The organism is Halomonas sp. 18071143 (assembly GCF_019211725.1).
GTDB classification, from domain to species: Bacteria; Pseudomonadota; Gammaproteobacteria; order Pseudomonadales; family Halomonadaceae; genus Vreelandella; species Vreelandella stevensii.
This window is the reverse complement of the sequence record NZ_CP078120.1, coordinates 2858381-2877554: the sequence shown is the minus strand read 5'-3', so window position 1 is coordinate 2877554 and position 19174 is coordinate 2858381. Positions and strand designations below refer to the sequence as shown.

The window sequence follows — 19174 nt, the reverse complement described above, 5'->3', positions numbered from 1 at the left end:
CAATAACAAGATGAGGATTCCACGATGCGCTCAACATTGAAAACACCGTTGCTGCTGATGACGTTACTGCCTGTGGCACTGCCTGCTCTGGCCGCCGAGATCACCGTGGCCTGTGGCGATGGCGGGGCGGCGGATTTCTGCCCGGCGCTTGCCCAGCGCTGGGCAGAAGCCAACGGCCATCAGGTCAATATCGTCACCACGCCAGCCTCGCCCACGGAAAAGCTTTCGCTGTATCAACAGCTGCTGGGCAGCCAGTCCCGAGATGTCGATGTGCTGATGGTGGATATCGTCTGGCCGGGGCTGCTGGCAGAGCACCTGGTGGATTTGAACGAGTACCTGCCGGAAGGCGCCACCGAGGGGTTCATTCCCTCGCTGATGGACAACAATACCGTGCAAGGCAAGCTGGTGGCCCTGCCGTGGTTTACCGATGCCGGGCTGCTCTACTACCGCCATGACCTGCTGGAGCAGTACGGTGAAGAGGTGCCGCACTCTTGGCAAGCGCTCACCGACACCGCTCGGCGTATTCAAAACGCCGAGCGGGAGGCTGGTAATGAGCGCATGCATGGCTTCGTCTTCCAGGGGCGGGCCTACGAAGGGCTCACCACCAACGCCTTGGAGTGGGTGGCCAGCTACGGCGGTGGCACCTTTGTGGATGCCGACGGACAGGTCACCGTCAATAACCCTCAGGCCGTGGAAGCGCTGGCGCTGGCGGCTTCCTGGATAGGTGATATCAGCCCGGAAGGTGTACGCAACTACATGGAAGAGGAAGCGCGAGGCGTATTCCAGGCGGGCAACGCGGTGTTCATGCGCAACTGGCCCTACGCGTGGTCGCTGGGCCAGGCGGACGGAACGCCGATCCAGCACAAATTCAGCGTGGCGCCGCTGCCCAGTGGGCCTGAAGGCCAGTCGGTGGCCACCCTGGGCGGTTGGAACTGGGCGGTGTCTCGCTACTCGGCGCACCCTGACGTGGCCGCTGAGCTGGTGGCCTATCTGACCGCCGAAGCCCAGCAGAAAGCCCACGCCATCGAGTTTGGCCGTAACCCCACGCGCCCGGCACTGTATGAGGATGACGAGGTGCTGGCCGCGCAGCCGTTCATTGGCGAGCTCTACGAGACGGTCATGAAGGGCGTGCCGCGCCCCGCCAGCGTGACCGGCAGCGCTTACCCACGGGTGTCGAATGCCGTGTTCAACCGGATGCACGATGCGCTATCGGGCAACATGACGGCGGAGCAGGCCGTGCAGCAGCTGGAGGGAGAACTCTCGCGCCTGGGAAGACGCGGCTGGTAACGCAAGGGCTTGGCTGGCACGGGGTTGCTTGCTCAGGGGGCGGCGATTTTCCGCCCCGCTTTTTGTACAATCAAGCCCCCCAACGGCGGCTGAGGCCAGGCATGAAACAGCACACATCGAGCGCACCGGCGGCGACCATCCGCGAAATTGCCCGGCGTGCCGAGGTATCCATCGCGTCGGTCAGCCGAGCCTTGAACGGCAAGCCCGGGCTGAGCGACGCGCTGCGCGAGCGGATTCTGACCATCAGCCGTGAGCTGGCCTATCAACCCAGCGCCGCCGCCCGCCAACTGATCAGCGGTAAGGCGGCGGTGGTGGGAATCTCCCTTGGGCGACAGGATATCGAGCTGCGGCCCTACTACATTCTGCTCTACCAGCACCTGACCGTGGCGCTGCACCAGCAAGGCATGGTACCGGTGTTTTTTCATCACGATCAGACCCATGAGCTGCCCGAGCGGGCAGGAGCCGCGATCTTGCTGGGCGAAACGGCAGAAGATGCCAGACCAGGCCTTCTGCAGGCAGCGGGCGTTCCCTTCGTACGAATTGGCAACGCAGGAGACGGCTTTTCGGTGGCCCCGGACGATGTCTCGGGCATTTACCAGATGACGCAGCACCTGATCGAGCAGGGGCGAACGCGGATTGCGTTTGTGGGGGGAGAGCTGGACGTGCCGCGGCCTCTCAGCCGCCTTTCCGGATATCAGCGTGCCGTCACCGAAGCGGGGCTCAGCGAACAGTTGATCAGCCTGCCGCATCGGCTGACCTCGGACTCCCTGACCAGTTATCGCCAGCTCAACCGCCTGCTCAAGGAGCGCGCAGACGCATCCTTGCTCTTCGACGCGCTGGTCTGTGCCACCGACGAGCTGGCGCTGGGCTGCGTGGCCGCCCTGGAAGACAGCGGTATTCGTGTGCCCAGCGAGGTAGCCGTCACCGGCTTTGACGACCTGCCCACTCTGGCCACGGGGTTGACCACGGTACGCCAGGACATTGCCGCCATTGCGGCAATGAGCGTGGAGCTGCTGGGCGATGCGTTGGCAGGAAAAGCGCCCCGGCACGTGTCGCTGCCGGTGGCGCTAGTGCTGCGGGAGACAGCTTAACGCCCCGGCAGCTGCTCCGGCCCAAAAGCGTCGGGCAGCAGGCTGTCCATGGTGTAGGTTTTCAACACCTCGCCCTGTTTGGAGAGCACCATGATTTGCGTGCCAGGGGTGGCAAATTCGCGGATGCGCTGGCGGCAGTCGCCGCAGGGCGTGCAGAGGTGCTCGCCGGGGCCCATCACGTAGACCCTGGCCAGCTCGCGCTGGCCAGCGGTAACCATGGCAGAAATGGCCGAGGCTTCGGCACACAGCCCTTTGTAGTGGGCGACTTCCACGTTGCTACCGGCAAACTGCTGGCCGTCGGGGCACTCCATCACCGCCGCCACGGGGTGGTTGGAGTAGGGTGCGTAGGCGTTGCCCAAGGTGGTCAGCAGCGTGTCGACCAATGCCTGATCCGCGTGGCTCATGGCGCTATTCTCTCTGTGTTCAGGATGTCTATGTGTTCAGGATGTCTATGGGCTAAAGATGCCGGGCATTACGCCTTGGCGGCGTCATCGCGCAGAACGGTGTCGAGGGCAATCACCATCATGTCGTTGAAGGTGGTTTGGCGGTCGGCGCTGGAGAGCGAGTCACCTTTCAGAATGTGGTCGGAGACGGTGCAGATGGTCAGTGCACGGGCACCAAACTCGGCGGCCACGCCATACAGGCCTGCGGCTTCCATCTCGACGCCGACGATGCCGTAGCGCTTCATCAGCTCGGCCATGTCGGTCTGCGGGTTGTAGAACAGGTCCGCCGAGAAGATGTTGCCGACTTTCACGGCGACGTTCTGCGCTTTGGCGGCTGCCACTGCGTGGCTGGCCAGCTCGAAGTCGGCAATGGCGGCCAGGTCGTGGTCATTGAAGCGCATGCGGTTCACTTTGGAGTCGGTGCTGGCACCCAGCCCGATCACCACGTCGCGCACGTTGACATCGTCACGTACCGCGCCGCAGGAGCCCACGCGGATGATCGACTTCACGCCGTAATCGGTAATCAGCTCTTTGGCGTAAATGGACACGGAGGGGATGCCCATACCGTGGCCCATGACGGAAATCTCGCGGCCTTTGTAGGTGCCGGTGTAGCCGAACATGCTGCGCACGTCGTTGACCTGGCGCACGTTCTCCAGGTAGGTGTCGGCGATGTACTTGGCGCGCAGCGGGTCGCCAGGCATCAGGACGGTATCGGCGAAATCGCCCATTTCGGCATTAATATGCGGTGTAGCCATGTCACGCTCCCATATAATTTAACGGTCTGAATCAGCCCTTCGCGGGGGCGCTGTGAACCCTTCCCTGGGCGCTACTTTCGCCATCTGACCGCCATGGATGGCGGAAATGCCGGAATTGTTGGGAACATTTTCCGGCCTTGGCGAAAGACCCCCGCTACGGGCTGATTCAGACCTTGCTCGATTTTTTGCTAGAGGTTGGTTATTTGCCTTTAAGCAGCGTCAGGTAAAAAGCTCTCGCCGTCGGCCATGGCGCCTACGGCGAAGAACGCCGCAAGGGTTTGGCCAATGTCGGCAAAGGTGCCGCGCTCGCCCAGCGGGCCGGGGGCGAAGCCTGCGCCGCGTACCATGATCGGCACGTATTCGCGGGTATGCTCGGTGCCTTCCCAACTGGGGTCGCAGCCGTGGTCGGCGGTGAGCAGCAGCAGGTCGTCGTCATCGAGGGCTGCCAGCAGCTCCGGCAGGCGGGCATCGAAGTGCTCCAGCGCGGCGGCGTAGCCCGGTACGTCCCGGCGATGGCCGTAGACCGAATCGAAATCCACGAAGTTGGTCATGATCATGGTCGGGCGGTCGCTGGTTTCGTTGGCGGTGCGCGCGACTTCCGCCAGGGTGGCATCCATCAGGGCATCGTGGCCGCTGGCCTTGACCTTGTGGGTGATGCCGCAGTGGGCGTAGATGTCGGCGATCTTGCCAATCGACACCACTTCGCCCCCGGCATCGGCGAGCTTTTGCAGCACGGTGGGGCTGGGCGGCTCGACGCTGTAGTCGCGGCGGTTGCCGGTGCGCGCAAAGCTTGCGCGGTCTTCGCCAATGAACGGTCGGGCGATGACGCGGCCAATGTTGTAGGGCTCCAGCAGCTCGCGGACGGTTTCGCACAGCGCGTAGAGGCGCTCCAGGCCGAAATGCTCTTCATGGGCGGCAATCTGGAACACGGAGTCGGCCGAGGTGTACATGATCGGTTTGCCGGTGGCGATATGCTCTTCGCCCAGGCGAGCGATGATCTCGGTGCCTGAGGCGTGGCAGTTGCCGATCACTCCGGTCAGCTTGGCGTCACGAATGATGGCGTCCAGCAGTTCGAGTGGGAAACTGTCGGTTTTATCGAGGAAGTAGCCCCAGTCGAAACGCACCGGCACACCGGCAATTTCCCAGTGGCCGGAAGGGGTGTCCTTGCCGCTGGAGATCTCTTTGGCGTGGGCGTAAGCGCCCGTCAGTTGGTCGGGCAAACTGACGCCTTCCGCCACGCTGCCAGTGGCGTCGCGGTGGGCGTGGAACAGGCCTAGCGCGGCCATGTTGGGCAGCGACAATGGGCCGGAGCGCTCGGCAGTGTCTGCTTCGCCACGGGCACAGGCGGCGGCGATGTGGCCCAGAGTATCTGACCCCTGGTCGCCAAAGGTGGCGGCATCGGGGGCGCTACCGATCCCGAAAGAGTCGAGTACCAGGACGATGGCGCGGCGCATCAGGCTTCTCCTCGGAAGGTCTCTTGCAACAGGGTGTCGGCGGTGGCGTCGGCATCGCCAATGGTGACCGCCGCACGAAGCTGAGCAGCGGCACGGGCCGCGGCGTCTTCCGTGCGGGCGTGGACGATGGCCAGCGGGCGCTGGCTGTCGACACGGTCGCCGATTTCGACGATGTCGCTGAAGCCCACGCTGTGATCGACGCTGGCGTCGTTACGCAGGCGGCCGCCGCCCAGCTCTACCACGCTCATGCCCACGGCGCGGGTATCGAAACGCTGCACGATACCGCTCTGCTCGGGGTAGACCGCTTGAACGACCGGGGCGGTGGCCAGGTAGCTGTCCGAGCGCTCCATGAAGTCGGCGGGGCCGCCCAGTTCGCGCACCATACGGGCAAACACTTCTGCCGCCGCGCCAGAGGTCAGCGCTTTGTCCAGCTTGGCGAGGGCTTCTTCGCGGTTGGCCACCAGCTTGCCCGCAATCAGCATTTCAACGGCCAGTTCGCGGGTGACCTGCATCACGCGGCTGTTGGCTCGCTCGCCGCGCAGCAGCGCCAGGGTTTCGACGATTTCTACCGCGTTACCGGCACACGGGGCCAGCGGCTGGCTCATGTCGGTGAGCAGGGCGGTGGTGGGTGTGCCTGCCTGGGTGGCCACGTTGGCGATGCTTTTGGCCAGTTCGCGGGACTTTTCCGGGGTGGGCATGAACGCGCCGCTGCCCACTTTGACGTCCATTACCAGGGCGTCCAGGCCAGAGGCCAGCTTTTTGCCCAGAATCGAGGCCGTGATCAACGGGATGGATTCCACGGTGGCGGTGACATCACGCACGCCGTAGATGCGCTTGTCGGCCGGGGCGAGGTTGCCGGTTTGGCCGATGATCGCCACGCCGGTGGATTTAACCACCTCACTGAAGCGCTCGGGGGCGGGGTAGGGGTCATAGCCGGGGATCGATTCCAGCTTGTCCAGGGTGCCGCCGGTGTGGCCCAGGCCACGGCCGGAAATCATCGGCACGAAGGCGCCGCAGGCCGCGACCCACGGGCCCAGCACCAGCGACACCAGATCGCCCACGCCGCCGGTGGAGTGCTTGTCCACGATGGGGCCGGGCAGGTTGAGCGAATCCCACTGCATCACGTGGCCAGAATCGCGCGTGGCGGTGGTCAGCGCCACGACTTCTTCGCGGCTCATGCCATTCAAAAAGACCGACATGGTGAAGGCGCCGATCTGCGCATCGCTGATGCGGTCATCGGCGATGCCCTGCACGAACGCCTTGATCTCTTCAGCGGGCAGCGGCTGGCCGTCGCGCTTCAGGCGAATCAGTTCTTGAGGGAGCAGCGCGTGGTGAGAAGCGTTGGACGACATTTAGTAGCCTCCGTTGGTGGTGGAGAGCAGCGCCGCGTCAGCGCCACCGTCGAGTGTGTTCAACAAGTTGCCTAGCAGGCTGGAGGCACCAAACCGGAAGTGTGCCGGGGTGACCCACTGCGGCCCCATGATGTCGGCTGCCAGCGCCAGGTACTCAGCGGCTTCTTCTGCGCTGCGTACGCCGCCGGCGGCTTTGAAGCCAACGTCTTTGCCGCTGGCCTTGATGGCCTTGAGCATGATCTCGGCGGCTTCCAGCGTGGCATTGACCGGCACTTTTCCGGTCGAGGTCTTGATGAAATCCGCGCCGCCTTCGATGGCCAGCTCACTGGCACGTTGGATCAGCGCAGGGTCCTTGAGTTCGCCGGATTCGATGATGACTTTCAGCAATGCCTGGCCACCACAGGCGGCCTTGCACATTTCCACCAGCTCGCGGCCAGTCTCTTCATCGCCTGCCATCAAGGCGCGGTAGGGGAACACCACGTCGACTTCATGGGCACCCGATGCCACGGCTTCGCGGGTTTCACGGGCCGCGCCCATGATGTCATCGCCCCCATGGGGAAAGTTGGTGACCGTGGCGATCTTGACCTGGTCATCCAGCTTGTGGGCGCTCAGCGCACGGGCTGCCGTGACGATGAACGAGGGGTAAACGCACACCGCTGCCGGGTGGCCGTAGGGGGTCTTGACCTGCTGGCACAGCGCTTCGATCACGCTGTCGGTGTCGCTGTCGTTCAGGCTGGTGAGGTCCATTAACGTCAGGGCGTGACGGGCGGCCTGGGTAAGCTGGGGGGAAGCGGTGGCAGTCATGAAGTTCTCATCGATCGGTAAAAGACAAAACGGGCACTGCGTTCACACAGCAGCGCCCGTTGCGTTATCGCGTACTCGCTGCGTCAGGTGGTGAGGCTGCTCAACGCCAGGAAGAAACCGGCAATCGAGGCAGACATCAGGTTGGAGAGCGTGCCTGCCAGCACGGCTTTCACACCAAACCGGGCAATCTCCTTGCGGCGGGTCGGGGCGATGCTGCCCAGGCCACCGAGCAGAATGGCAATCGACGACAGGTTGGCAAAACCACACAAGGCAAATGACAGGATGGCCACGGTGTGGGGCGTCATCAATTGACCCGTGGCAGCCACCACCTGTTCCCCTTCAATGTAGGGAGCCAGGTTGATAAAGGCCACGAACTCGTTGACCACCAGCTTCTGGCCGATGAACGAGCCCGCCAGGGTGGCTTCTTCCCAGGGCACGCCCAGCAGGAAGGCCAGCGGAGCGAACAGCCAACCCAGAATCAGCTCCAGGCTCAATGCCTCGAAACCGAACCAGCCGCCCACGCCGCCCAGAATACCGTTGACCAGCGCAATCAGGGCGATGAAGGCCAGCAGCATCGCACCCACGTTGGCTGCCAGCTTCATGCCCGACGTAGCACCGGCGGCGGCGGCATCCAGCACGTTAGCGGGCTTGTCGTCCTGCTCTTTCAGCTCTTCATCGACTTTGGAAACGCTGTCGCTATCTTCCACGTTCTGGGTTTCCGGCATGATCAGCTTGGCGAACAGCAGGCCGCCAGGTGCCGCCATGAACGAGGCCGCCACCAGATACTCCATGGGAATGCCCAGCGCGGCATAGCCCGCCAGCACTGAACCCGCCACGGAAGCCAAGCCACCACACATCACCGCAAACAGCTGCGAAGGGGTCATGCGGGCAATGAACGGACGCACCACCAGCGGTGCCTCGGTCTGGCCCACGAAGATGTTGGCCGTGGCCGAAAGCGACTCGGTGCGCGAGGTGCCCAGTGCTTTCTGCAATGCGCCACCCAGAATCCGGATGACCCACTGCATGATGCCGACATAGTAGAGCACGGCAATCAGCGAGGAGAAAAAGATGATGACCGGCAGGACTTTGATGGCGAAGACGAAGCCGACGTTGTCCACGTCAGCCAGACCGCCAAACAAAAAGCCGATGCCGTCGTTGGCGTAGACCAGCACCTGGCTGACGCCTGCCGAAATGGCCTGCAGAACGGCCTGGCCAAACGGTACGTAGAGCACGAACGCACCGATACCCGCCTGGATCGCGAAGGCACCCAGCACGGTACGCAGGCGAATCGCCTTGCGGTCATAGGAGAAAACAAGCGCAATGGCCACCAGAGTGACCATGCCAACCAGGCTCATGATGAGGGTCATGGGAGTACCTTCGGAGCGTGAGAAGTGGGAGCGATTACAGCAAGTTTAGCTTGACTGAGTAAATCATCGCGTTCTGATAGGCGTCGGGTGTACCCAGCTTGTTCTCTGAGTAGCGATACTGCACGCCGGTGGTGATCAAGTCAGACGGGTGCCACCAAAGGCTCAATGCACCGTTGGTACCCACGCTCCCTGCGGTACCGTTGACGAAGTTTTGGGAAAGGTAGTCGCTGTCGCGACCAAAGGTCTGCTCGTGCCAGTTGGTCACGCTGAAATTCTGGTCCAACGCGGTGAAGTCGTAGCCCGCGACCCAGCCTGCCATGTAGCCATTCATGCCCGTGTAACCATCACTTTGCACCCTGGCAGCACCGATGAAGGGCTTGAACCACAGGCCGTTGGCGAACGTCGTGCGGTAGCCCAGGCCGAGAATCTGATCCTGCTCGCGGGCATTGAAACCGTAGTCGCGGAAGTCATAGACGTGAGCGTAAATCGACAGCGGGCTGTCGCCCAGGTAAATGTGCGAGGTCACTTTGCCTGCGGTGCGGAAGTTGTCCTTACCGCCACTGGCTTCGTCGAACTGGTCGTTGGTCGGGTTCTCGAAATCGAAGAAGCCGTAGAACTCGCCCCAGCTAAAGCCGACGCCGCCTTCGATTTCAACGAACGTGAAGTCGCTCTTGGCGGCATTGCTCGCCGTGCGCGCTTCGGTACCGTTGGACCAGTCCAGGTAGTTCAGGGAAACGTTGGCAAATGACCAGTGCGGGGTCATTGGGCCACTTGCTGCATCATTGGCAACGGCCGGAGCAGCGGCCAGCGCACCAGCCATGAAAACGCCAGCGCCAAGCGTGACGAGCGAAGAAACGTAAGAGGGGGATAAAGCGGTCATGAAAGCCTCAACAAGGGTTATTACGGTGCCACGAGAGGTGGCATACCGACGTTGTGGGTCGTGCGGGCTGGCGTTGATGTTAAAATTATAACATCGAGTGTTATTTTTTTAACGTTGATTTGCAAGTATTGTCACATCAACGCTACCCGAGTGTTCCATGCGCCTCATGGCGGTAAACAGAGTGGTAGGGGAGTGGAAATTCGCGGGGCGCTGGCTCAGCATAAGCGTTACCTGAGCGCTGAAACCCGATAACAAGATGAATCACAAGGAGATGCCTGTGAATGACCGGAGTGCCCAGCGCCTGGCCATGCTGCAAGAAGCCCTGGCAAGTGGGGGAACCCTGCACCTGCGCGATGCCGCCGAGCTGTGCGGAGTGTCGGAAATGACCATTCGCCGAGACCTCGCCACGCAGCCATCTCCCTTGAGCCTGCTGGGGGGGCGGCTGGTGATGGCCAGCTACCCCGGCGTGACGCCGGTCTACGACCTCACCGAGCAGCAGGCCAGCCACTACCATGTCAAACATCGCCTGTGCCAGCGTGCCGCCAGTTTCATCGACGAAGGCGACACGCTGTTCATCGACTGTGGCTCCACGCTGATTCCCTTGCTGGGCCAACTCAGCCATTTCCGCGAGCTGACCGTGGTGACCTACGCGCTGAACGTGGCCAACACGGTCGCCGCGTTGCCCAACGTGCGGCTGGTGCTGCTGGGGGGGCTGTTTCACGCCTCGTCGCAGTCTTTCGGCAGCGACGGCATGCGGGATGCCATCGAACGGCTGGGCATCAACAAGGCGCTGATTTCAGCGGCAGGGGTGGACTGGGAACGCGGAGTGAGCTGTTTTCACTTCCATGAAGTGGCCCCCAAACAAGCAGCGATTGCTACCGCCATGCAGCGATTGCTGGTGGTCGATGCCAGCAAGTTCGGCGTCGTACGGCCCGCCTATTTTGCCTCGCTGGCCGATTTCGACGTGGTGATCACTGACGACGAGCGCGCCCCTGGCCTGCTGGAAAACCATCCCGCCAGCTCCCTCAGCATCAGCGTTGCCTAACACATTTGGCCGCCCCTGGGGTGCGGCAAAGCGCCTCTTTCTGATTGACGGAGATCAATGGAAAATACTTTAGTCTTAATTTATACACGCAACGTGTGGTTAAGACTCGCTACCTACCCCTCCCGGTAGCGCATACCTTTCCCGGAGCACGTCAACCCTCGACGGTTTTGGGAAATGTATGGGGTAATAGTTAGCTTGCTACTTAGCTGGCTAGTTAGCCAGCCAGCAGCAGGCTGTATCAGCCACTCTCTCACGAGACTACACCCATGCAATTACCTACCCTTTGGCGCAGACGAGGCATTCTTGTGCTCGTTGTGCTGTGCCTGCTGTTGGCGGGCTGCAGTTCTGCATTGCTGGACCCAAAGGGGCAGATTGGCGTTGAGCAGCGCTCGCTGATTCTGACCTCCTTTGGGCTGATGCTGATTGTGGTGATCCCGGTGATCGTCATGACGCTGCTGTTTGGCTGGCGTTACCGGCGCAGCAACAGCGTTGCCAAGTACCTGCCTGACTGGGCCCACTCCAATGCCATCGAGGCAGCGGTGTGGAGCGTGCCTTGCGTGATCATCGCCGTTCTCGCCTTTCTTACCTGGAAAACCTCGCACTCCCTTGATCCCCATAAACCCATCGAAAGCAGCGTAGCGCCCATGGAAATACAGGCGGTGGCGCTGGACTGGAAATGGCTGTTCATCTACCCCGAGCAGGGCATTGCCAGTGTCAATGAAGTGGCTTTCCCGGTGGATACGCCGGTGCGCTTCAGGGTCAGCTCTGGTTCGGTGATGAATGCGTTCTTCATTCCCCACTTGGGCAGCCAGATCTACGCCATGGCGGGCATGGACAACGACGTGCACCTGATCGCCGATGAAGAGGGCGTCTACCCAGGCCGCTCCACCAACTACAGCGGAGCCGGTTTCTCCGGCATGACCTTCGACGCCCACGTGACCTCGCCAGCCGACTTCGATGCCTGGGTGGCCAACGTGCGTGAAGCAGACCAGACCCTGACCTACCCCGAGGGCTACAACGCCCTGGCGACACCCAGTGAATACCACCCGGTCGAACACTACTCGGCAGTGGCACCCGCCCTGTACGAAACGATTCTGACCAGCTTCCACGGGGGTGGCGAAGGCCACGGCGGCCATGGTGGCCACAGTGACCATGCGGCACATAGCGACGCCGTAGGTGAAGCCCACGACAGCCATGGCGAAAGCGGTGAACTCGAGAGTGCCCAGGTGGCCTCCCATCACGCTGCCTATGGCCACGTTACCAATCAGCACGCTAGCGATGAGCACGCCATGGGCGGCCATCCTGACAGCGTAGAAGCCGGGGGTTGAACATGTTTGGAAAATTGACGCTCGACGCCATTCCGTATCACGAACCGATCATCATGGTCGTGGCGGTGTTCATGGCGATTGGCGGTGCGGCGCTGCTTGGCGCGCTCACCTATTACCGCAAGTGGGGCTGGCTGTGGAACGAGTGGTTCACCTCCGTCGACCACAAGAAGCTCGGTATCATGTATTTTGTGGTGGCCCTGGTCATGCTGCTGCGTGGCTTTGCCGATGCCATCATGATGCGTACCCAACTGGCCATGGCGGCCGGGGGTGCCGCAGGTTATCTCCCTCCTGAACATTACGATCAGATCTTTACCGCCCACGGCGTGATCATGATCTTCTTCGTTGCGATGCCCATGGTCATCGGCCTGATGAACCTGGTGGTGCCACTCCAGATCGGCGCCCGCGACGTGGCTTTTCCGTTTCTCAACAATTTGAGCTTCTGGCTGTTTGCGGTCTCTGCCGTGCTGGTGAACATTTCACTGGTGGTGGGGGAGTTCGCCAAGACCGGCTGGCTCGCGTATGCGCCTTTATCGGGGATAGAGTTCAGCCCTGGGGTGGGGGTCGATTACTGGATATGGGCCTTGCAGATATCCGGGATAGGCACGACGCTCACCGGCATCAACTTCTTCGTCACGATCCTGAAAATGCGCACCAAAGGCATGACGCTGTTCCGCATGCCAATCTTCACCTGGACATCGCTGTGCGCCAATATCCTGATCATTGCCTCGTTTCCCATTCTGACCGCGACCATTGCCCTGCTGACGCTGGATCGCTACTTCGGCATGCACTTCTTCACCAATGACTTTGGCGGCAACATGATGATGTACGTCAACCTCATCTGGGCCTGGGGCCACCCGGAAGTGTACATTCTGATCCTGCCCGCCTTTGGCGTGTTCTCGGAAGTCATCGCGACCTTCGCCCGTAAGCGCCTGTTCGGTTACAAGACCATGGTGTGGGCCACCGTGGCCATCACGCTGCTGTCGTTCATCGTCTGGTTGCACCACTTCTTCACCATGGGTGCCGGGGCCAACGTCAACGCCTTCTTCGGCATCATGACCATGGTCATCGCCATCCCCACCGGGGTGAAAGTGTTCAACTGGCTGTTCACCATCTTCCGTGGCAGCCTGGAGCTGACCTCGCCGGTGCTATGGACCTTGGGGTTCATCATCACCTTTACCCTGGGCGGCATGACCGGCGTGATGCTGGCGCTGCCAGCAGCCAACTTCGTCCTGCACAACAGCCTGTTCGTGATTGCCCACTTCCACAACGTCATCATCGGCGGCGTGGTGTTCGGCATGATGGCGGGCCTGACCTACTGGTTCCCCAAAGCGTTCGGCTTCACGCTGAGCGAAAAGTGGGGCAAGCGCTCGTTCTGGTGCTGGTTCATCGGTTTCTACGTCGCCTTCATGCCGCTTTACGTGCTGAGCTTCTTCGGTGCCGTGCGTCGCATGCAGTCCTACGCCAACCCTGAATGGCAGCCCTGGATGATTCTGGCCTGGGTGGGTGCCGTGATCATCATGATGGGCATTGCCTGCACCGTGATTCAGTTCTGGGTCAGCGTGCGCGACCGCAAGCTCAATGCCGACCTGACCGGCGACCCCTGGGATGGCCGTACGCTGGAGTGGTCCACGTCTTCCCCCGCGCCGTTCTACAACTTTGCCCGTTTGCCGGAAGTGGGCGACATCGACAGCTTCTGGACGCAAAAACAGCGCAGTAACGAACAGCTCGAAGACGCGCCCTACACCGATATCCATATGCCCCGTAATACCGTAGCCGGCCCGGTGATCAGCCTGTTCGCACTGGTGCTGGGTTTTGCGCTGGTGTGGCACATCTGGTGGCTGGCGGGCGTCGGTGCGTTGGGCGTGGTGGTGAGTTTCCTCGCCCGTGTGTTCAACGATGACATCGACTACTACGTGCCCGCTGCCGAAGTGGAGCGTATCGAGCGTGAACATCAGCGCCGCAAAGCCTCGGCACCCAGCAGCGCAGCGGATCGTGAACAAACCAACTATGTGGAGGCGCGAGCGTAATGGCCACGGATACCTTACATCACGGGGCCATCGTAGAGCCCCACGAACATCACGATGCCGCAGGCACCAAGGTCTTCGGCTTCTGGGTCTACCTGATGAGCGATCTGGTGATCTTCGGGTCACTGTTTGCCACTTATGCCGTGCTCATGAAGGGCACGGCGGGGGGGCCTACGGCTGCCGATATTTTCGAGCTGCCGTTCGTGCTGGTCGAAACCTTTCTGCTGCTGTTCAGCAGTTTCACTTTTGGCATGGGCGTTTTGGCCATGAATGCCGAGCGGGTGGGTCAGGTCAAGGCGTGGCTGGCGGTCACCTTTGCCCTGGGGGCTGCCTTCGTCGGCATGGAAGTGTATGAGTTTCATCACCTGATTCATCAAGGGTATGGGCCAGACCAGAGCGCGTTTCTGTCGTCTTTCTTTACCCTGGTGGGCACCCATGGCCTGCACGTCACGGTGGGGCTGGTATGGATTCTGGTGATGCTGGTGCAGCTTTCCACCAAGGGCCTGACGCCCATGACGCGCCCGCGTATCCTGTGTCTCAGCCTGTTCTGGCACTTCCTGGATATCGTGTGGATCTGTGTGTTCTCGTTCGTCTACCTGATGGGGGTGCTTTGACATGAGCCAATCGTCTTCACATTCAGCAGCGCATTCAACGACTTCCCATGGAAGCGTTAAGTCGTATGTTGTCGGGCTTCTGCTATCTTTAGTGCTAACCGTGATTCCGTTTGCGGTTGTCATGAGCGGTGTGCTAAGCACCGCCGCGACGGTGGTGGTCATCGCTGTAACAGCCGTGCTGCAGATTCTGGTCCAGCTGGTCATGTTCATGCATATGAATACCAAAGCCGACGAGGGGTGGAATCTGATGTCCTTCGTTTTCACACTGACGATACTCGTCCTGGTGGTAGGGGGCTCTTTATGGATCATGCAGCATCTGCATCTCAACATGATGATCGGCTGAACGTGGCACCGAGCCGCTGGCGAGACCTGCTGGCGCTCACCAAGCCGGGCATCATTGGCGGTAACTTGATCGCCACGCTGGGGGGCTATTTTCTAGCCGCCCACGGCACCTTCGATGTCGTCACGTTTGCCTCGGTGATGCTGGGCATTGCGCTGGTGATTGCCTCGGGCTGTGCCTGCAACAACGTCATCGACCGGGATATCGATGCACTGATGGCGCGTACGCGCCATCGCCCGCTCGCCAAGGGGCGTATCTCGATTACCCAGGCACTGGGTATTTCGGCGCTGCTGGGCGTGGCGGGGGTCGTGTGCCTGGCGTTGGGCACCAATGGCTTGACGGTGGCGCTGGCGGTGATTGGCTGGGGCGTGTATGTCGGGGTCTACAGCCTCTACATGAAGCGCCACTCCGAGTACGGTACGCTGGTGGGCAGCCTTTCCGGGGCCATGCCCCCGGTGGTGGGCTACTGTGCCGTCACGGGGCAGTTCGATAGCGGTGCGCTGATGCTACTGGTGATTTTCTGCCTGTGGCAGATGCCGCACTCCTATGCCATTGCGATTTTCCGCTATGCGGATTATCAGCGGGCATCAATCCCGGTACTGCCGGTGGTGCACGGGATCAAAATGGCCAAGCATCACATCCTGGGCTATATCGTGGCGTTTATTCCCGCCTCGCTGGCGCTGGTCCTGGCCAGTCAGGCGGGGATGGGGTATCTGTGTGTGGCGCTGGTCATGGGCGGCTACTGGCTCTACCTGGCACTACGCGGCTATCGGTTAGATGACGATGTTCGCTGGGCCAGGAAAGTGTTTGGCGTCTCGATCCTGACGATCACCGCGATGAGTTTGGTGATGGTGCTGGAAGCCATGGTGCCCATGTGGGTGTAATGCCTAACAACGATTGAACCTGACGCAAAACCTGAAACGCCCCGAACAGTGAACTGTTCGGGGCGTTCTTTTTAGCGTGGCTTTCAGCGGATACGTATACAGGGCTCGGCGAGTGCCTAGCCTTGCCGCTGGCTGGCTTGGATTGCGGTGAGGGCGATGGTGTAGACGATGTCATCCACCAGTGCCCCGCGGGACAGGTCGTTCACCGGCTTGTTCAAACCTTGCAGCATCGGGCCCACGCTGACCACTCGGGCGCTACGCTGAACGGCCTTGTAGGTCGTGTTGCCGGTATTGAGGTCGGGGAACACGAACACGGTGGCCTTGCCCGCCACGGGGGAGTCGGGAGCTTTCTGCTTGCCCACGCTTTCGATGGCGGCGGCGTCGTACTGCAGCGGGCCGTCGATGGCCAGGTGCGGCGCGCGCTCCTTGGCGATGCGGGTCGCTTCGCGGACTTTATCCACGTCGGCGCCGGTGCCGGAGTCGCCGGTGGAGTAGCTGATCATCGCCACCCGGGGCTCGATACCGAAGGCCTCGGCAGAGCGCGCGCTCTGCAGGGCGATTTCCGCCAGGGTTTCGGCGTCCGGGTCCGGGTTCACCGCGCAGTCGCCGTACACCACCACTTGCTCGGGCAGCAGCATGAAGAAGATCGACGAGACCTGGTTGTACTCCGGGGCCGTCTTGATCAGCTGAAACGCCGGGCGAACCGTGTTGGCGGTGGTGTGTACCGCGCCCGACACCAGGCCGTCCACCTCATCCAGCTGCAGCATCATGGTGCCCAGCACCACGTTGTCCTGAAGTTGCGCTTCGGCGGTCAGCTCGTTGAGCTTGCCTCGGCGGCGTTCGACCATGGGGCCGATATAGTTGGCGCGGGTGCTTTCCGGGTCGATGATGGTCAGCGTGTCGGGCAGCGTCAGGCCACGGTGGTGGGCCACGCTTTCGATGTCCTCCCGCTTGCCCAGCAGAACGCAGTCGGCAATACCACGGCGCTGGCAGATGATGGCGGCTTCGATGGTGCGCGGCTCGTCGCCTTCCGGCAGCACGATGCGCTTTTTGGCCTGTTGGGCCAGCTTCACCAACTGATGGCGGAACGCCGACGGCGACAGGCGGCGGGGGTAGCCACGGCTCAGTTTGGCTTTCAGCCACTCCAGGTCCATGTGTGCCGCCACGTAGCGTGCCACCTGCTCGGCGCGCTCGAAGTCGTCCATGGGAATTTCGCTGCTGAGCTGGCTGAGGTTCTGGGCCGTGGTCAGGCTGTCGGTTTCCACCGCCAGCACCGGCAGGCCGGTCTTCAGCGCCGGGCGACACATCTCGATCATGCCGTCGTTGGGAAGGAACCCGTTGGTGAGCAGCACGCCCGCCAGCTGGGTGCCGTTCATGGTGGCCAGCGCCGAGGCCAGCACCACGTCGTCACGGTCGCCGGAAGCCACCACCAGGCTGCCGGGCGTGAAAATATGCAGTGCGTTGGCGGCGCGGCGGGCACACAGGCTGGTCGACAGCACGCGGCGCTGTGCGGCGTCGCCTTCGTTGAGCACCTTGGCGTTCAGTGCCCGCGCGACGTCCAGCGTGCGCGGGGCGCTCAGGGTCTTGCTGTAGGGCACCACACCAATCAGGTGGAAGCGGTCGGTGGCTAGCGCCGGGGAGTAGCGGCGCAGCTCGTTGAGTACCGGCTCTTCCAGCTGCGGCTTGATGGTGCCGGGGGCGGCGGAAAGGTCGTCCTCCTGCCCATAGGGCAGGTTCTTCATGCGCATCAGAATGCCGCCCAGGGTGCGGCTGGAGCTGACGCCGCCAAAGCTGCGGGCGTGCATGTCCAGCTCTTCCGCCAGGTGCTGGGGCTCGTTCAAGTCGCCGGTGCCCACCAGGATGATGCGGGCGTTCAGGGCATGCGCCAACTGCGCGTTGGTCTGGGTCGCGTAGGTGGTGTGCTGGGTCGGCACGACGCCTTCCACCACCACCAGGTCCAGAGCGCTGCCGTCGCGGTACGCCTGCTGGGTGACCTGCTCGTAAAGCTCGACGACGTTTTCCATCAGCTCGTCGGTCTGGTCGTCGCGCAGCAGCCGCTCCAGGCGTGCCTGGGAAATAGGCGAGGGCGGGCGCTGGTTCAGCGTCCGCGAGACCAGCGCCGTCGAGCGGTCAAGGCCCGGGCCGTTCAGCTCGTTCTGCATGAACGGCTTCAGAAAGCCAGCTTTCAGGCCAATGGTATCCAGCGCTTGAATCAGGCCCAGACAGGCCGAGGTCAAGCCTGCCCCCATGCTGGTGGGGACAAGCAGAATGGCTTGGGGTTGCTCGGAAGAGCTGTTCATTCAAGGGGTCTCCACACAGTAGCGGGTTTCCATGGCAATGCGGCCCTCTTCATCGGTGGGGATCACCCACACTTCAGGGCCGTTATGGCTCGCGGTGTCCAATTTGCCTTCTTTGCCGCGAATGGTCGCTTCGTTGGCGGCTTCGTCCATACTGAAACCGAAGTGGGGCAGCAGCGCCAGCACTTCACGACGTACGATAGACGAGTTTTCGCCAATACCGCCAGTGAAGATCACGCCGTCTAACCTGGGTAATGCACAGGACAGCGCCGCCAGCGACTTGGCGATGCGGTAGCAGAACACGTCCAGCGCCAGCTTGGCACCGGGGTGGCCAGCCACGGCCTGGTCTTCCACTTCACGCATGTCGTTGGTCAGGCCGGAAAGGCCCAGTAGGCCGCTTTGCTTGTTCAGGACGTTATCGATCTCTTCCACCGACCAGCCCAGTTGGCGATGCAGGTGGGCATGCAGGCCGGGGTCGACGTCACCGCTGCGGGTGCCCATTACCAGGCCTTCCAGCGGGGTAAGGCCCATGCTGGTATCCAGGCTCTGGTTGTTCCACACGGCGCTGGTGGAGCAGCCGTTGCCCAAGTGGGCGGTCAGCCAGCCGCCTGCACCACGGCTGCTCAGTTCCCCGGCGCGCTGGCTGACGAACGCATGGCTGGTGCCGTGAAAGCCGTAGCGGCGAATGCCATGTTCGGTGTACAGCGCTTCCGGCAGCGCGTAGCGGTAAGCGCGGGGCGGCAGTGTCTGATGGAAGGCAGTGTCGAAGACGGCCACCTGGGGCAGCTCGGGAAACACCTTGCGCGTGGCGGCAATACCCGCCAGATTGGCAGGGTTGTGCAACGGGGCCAGGGCTGCGGTGGTTTCGATGGCGGCAATCACGCTGTCGTCGATCAGCGCCGCTTGGGTGAAGTGCTCTCCTCCATGCACGATACGGTGGCCCACGGCACCGGGAACGCGGCCTTCCAGGCGCTCCAGAATGGCGCTTAGCGCTTCGCCGTGGTCGGCGCCGGGCAGCGGCTGGGTGAAGCTCTCACCGGCGCTGTTCTTGCCTTTCAGGCGAGCGTCGCTGCTGCCCAAGCGTTCTGCCAAACCGGCTAGACGCGGTGCCTGAGGGTCTGAATCGATCAAAGCGTATTTAATGGAAGAAGAGCCACAGTTGATAACCAGCACCGGTGCGTTCATAACAACCTTTGTAAAGTAGTCAGG

Annotated in this window: 17 protein-coding genes; 8 read left to right on the top strand and 9 right to left on the bottom strand. The window is 62.0% G+C overall.

Annotation, left to right across the window (positions count from 1 at the left end):
- Positions 1-24: 24 nt before the first annotated feature.
- Positions 25-1287 carry an ABC transporter substrate-binding protein gene (locus KVY02_RS13565; RefSeq protein WP_039176744.1) on the top strand — a complete coding sequence of 421 codons (1263 nt, stop codon included), beginning with the start codon at positions 25-27 and terminating at the stop codon, positions 1285-1287.
- 101 nt (positions 1288-1388) lie between these two features.
- A complete protein-coding gene (locus KVY02_RS13560) occupies positions 1389-2378 on the top strand; it encodes a LacI family DNA-binding transcriptional regulator (RefSeq protein ID WP_218313702.1) in 990 nt (329 codons plus the stop codon).
- Here the strand turns inward: KVY02_RS13560 and cdd are convergent.
- The 7 genes from cdd to KVY02_RS13525 all read right to left on the bottom strand — a co-directional run bounded on the left by cdd (position 2375) and on the right by KVY02_RS13525 (position 9433).
- Positions 2375-2782 carry a cytidine deaminase gene (gene cdd, locus KVY02_RS13555; protein WP_218313701.1) on the bottom strand — a complete coding sequence of 136 codons (408 nt, stop codon included), beginning with the start codon at positions 2780-2782 and terminating at the stop codon, positions 2375-2377. The two genes, KVY02_RS13560 and cdd, sit on opposite strands and share 4 nt — an antisense overlap.
- Positions 2783-2850: 68 nt before the next feature.
- Positions 2851-3576: a purine-nucleoside phosphorylase gene (gene deoD, locus KVY02_RS13550; RefSeq protein WP_016914679.1), complete on the bottom strand. Its 726-nt coding sequence runs from the start codon at positions 3574-3576 to the stop codon at positions 2851-2853.
- Positions 3577-3785: 209 nt separating this feature from the next.
- On the bottom strand, positions 3786-5030 hold the full coding sequence (locus tag KVY02_RS13545; RefSeq protein WP_218313700.1) for a phosphopentomutase: 1245 nt from the start codon (positions 5028-5030) through the stop codon (positions 3786-3788).
- Positions 5030-6382 carry a thymidine phosphorylase gene (deoA, locus tag KVY02_RS13540; protein WP_218313699.1) on the bottom strand — a complete coding sequence of 451 codons (1353 nt, stop codon included), beginning with the start codon at positions 6380-6382 and terminating at the stop codon, positions 5030-5032. Before deoA ends, KVY02_RS13545 begins: the two co-directional genes overlap by 1 nt.
- On the bottom strand, positions 6383-7186 hold the full coding sequence (gene deoC / locus KVY02_RS13535) for a deoxyribose-phosphate aldolase (protein WP_218313698.1): 804 nt from the start codon (positions 7184-7186) through the stop codon (positions 6383-6385).
- Between the two features lie 83 nt (positions 7187-7269).
- A complete protein-coding gene (locus KVY02_RS13530; protein ID WP_218313697.1) occupies positions 7270-8553 on the bottom strand; it encodes a NupC/NupG family nucleoside CNT transporter in 1284 nt (427 codons plus the stop codon).
- Between the two features lie 34 nt (positions 8554-8587).
- The gene (locus KVY02_RS13525) at positions 8588-9433 is read right to left on the bottom strand and encodes an outer membrane protein OmpK (protein WP_218313696.1); all 846 of its coding nucleotides are present in this window, start codon (positions 9431-9433) and stop codon (positions 8588-8590) included.
- A gap of 277 nt (positions 9434-9710) precedes the next feature.
- On the opposite strand from KVY02_RS13525, the gene KVY02_RS13520 reads away from it, so the two are divergent.
- The 6 genes from KVY02_RS13520 (at position 9711) to cyoE (ending at position 15668) form a co-directional block, all read left to right on the top strand.
- Complete coding sequence (locus tag KVY02_RS13520; RefSeq protein ID WP_218313695.1) at positions 9711-10478, top strand: DeoR/GlpR family DNA-binding transcription regulator; 768 nt, start codon at positions 9711-9713, stop codon at positions 10476-10478.
- Between the two features lie 266 nt (positions 10479-10744).
- Entirely contained in the window at positions 10745-11806 is a 1062-nt protein-coding gene (gene cyoA / locus KVY02_RS13515) for a ubiquinol oxidase subunit II (RefSeq protein WP_096922471.1), read from the top strand.
- Between the two features lie 2 nt (positions 11807-11808).
- Positions 11809-13833: a cytochrome o ubiquinol oxidase subunit I gene (cyoB, locus tag KVY02_RS13510; RefSeq protein WP_218313694.1), complete on the top strand. Its 2025-nt coding sequence runs from the start codon at positions 11809-11811 to the stop codon at positions 13831-13833.
- Positions 13833-14444, top strand: coding sequence for a cytochrome o ubiquinol oxidase subunit III (cyoC, locus tag KVY02_RS13505; RefSeq protein WP_218313693.1), 612 nt, complete (start codon positions 13833-13835; stop codon positions 14442-14444). Before cyoB ends, cyoC begins: the two co-directional genes overlap by 1 nt.
- A 1-nt stretch (position 14445) precedes the next feature.
- Positions 14446-14787, top strand: coding sequence for a cytochrome o ubiquinol oxidase subunit IV (gene cyoD / locus KVY02_RS13500; protein WP_081137706.1), 342 nt, complete (start codon positions 14446-14448; stop codon positions 14785-14787).
- A complete protein-coding gene (gene cyoE, locus KVY02_RS13495; RefSeq protein ID WP_026001798.1) occupies positions 14745-15668 on the top strand; it encodes a heme o synthase in 924 nt (307 codons plus the stop codon). Before cyoD ends, cyoE begins: the two co-directional genes overlap by 43 nt.
- 116 nt (positions 15669-15784) lie before the next feature.
- On the opposite strand, the gene pta is transcribed toward cyoE, so the two are convergent.
- Entirely contained in the window at positions 15785-17968 is a 2184-nt protein-coding gene (gene pta, locus KVY02_RS13490) for a phosphate acetyltransferase (protein ID WP_016914667.1), read from the bottom strand.
- Positions 17969-19150, bottom strand: a complete 1182-nt coding sequence (locus tag KVY02_RS13485) for an acetate/propionate family kinase (RefSeq protein ID WP_016914666.1) — start codon at positions 19148-19150, stop codon at positions 17969-17971.
- Positions 19151-19174 lie beyond the last annotated feature (24 nt).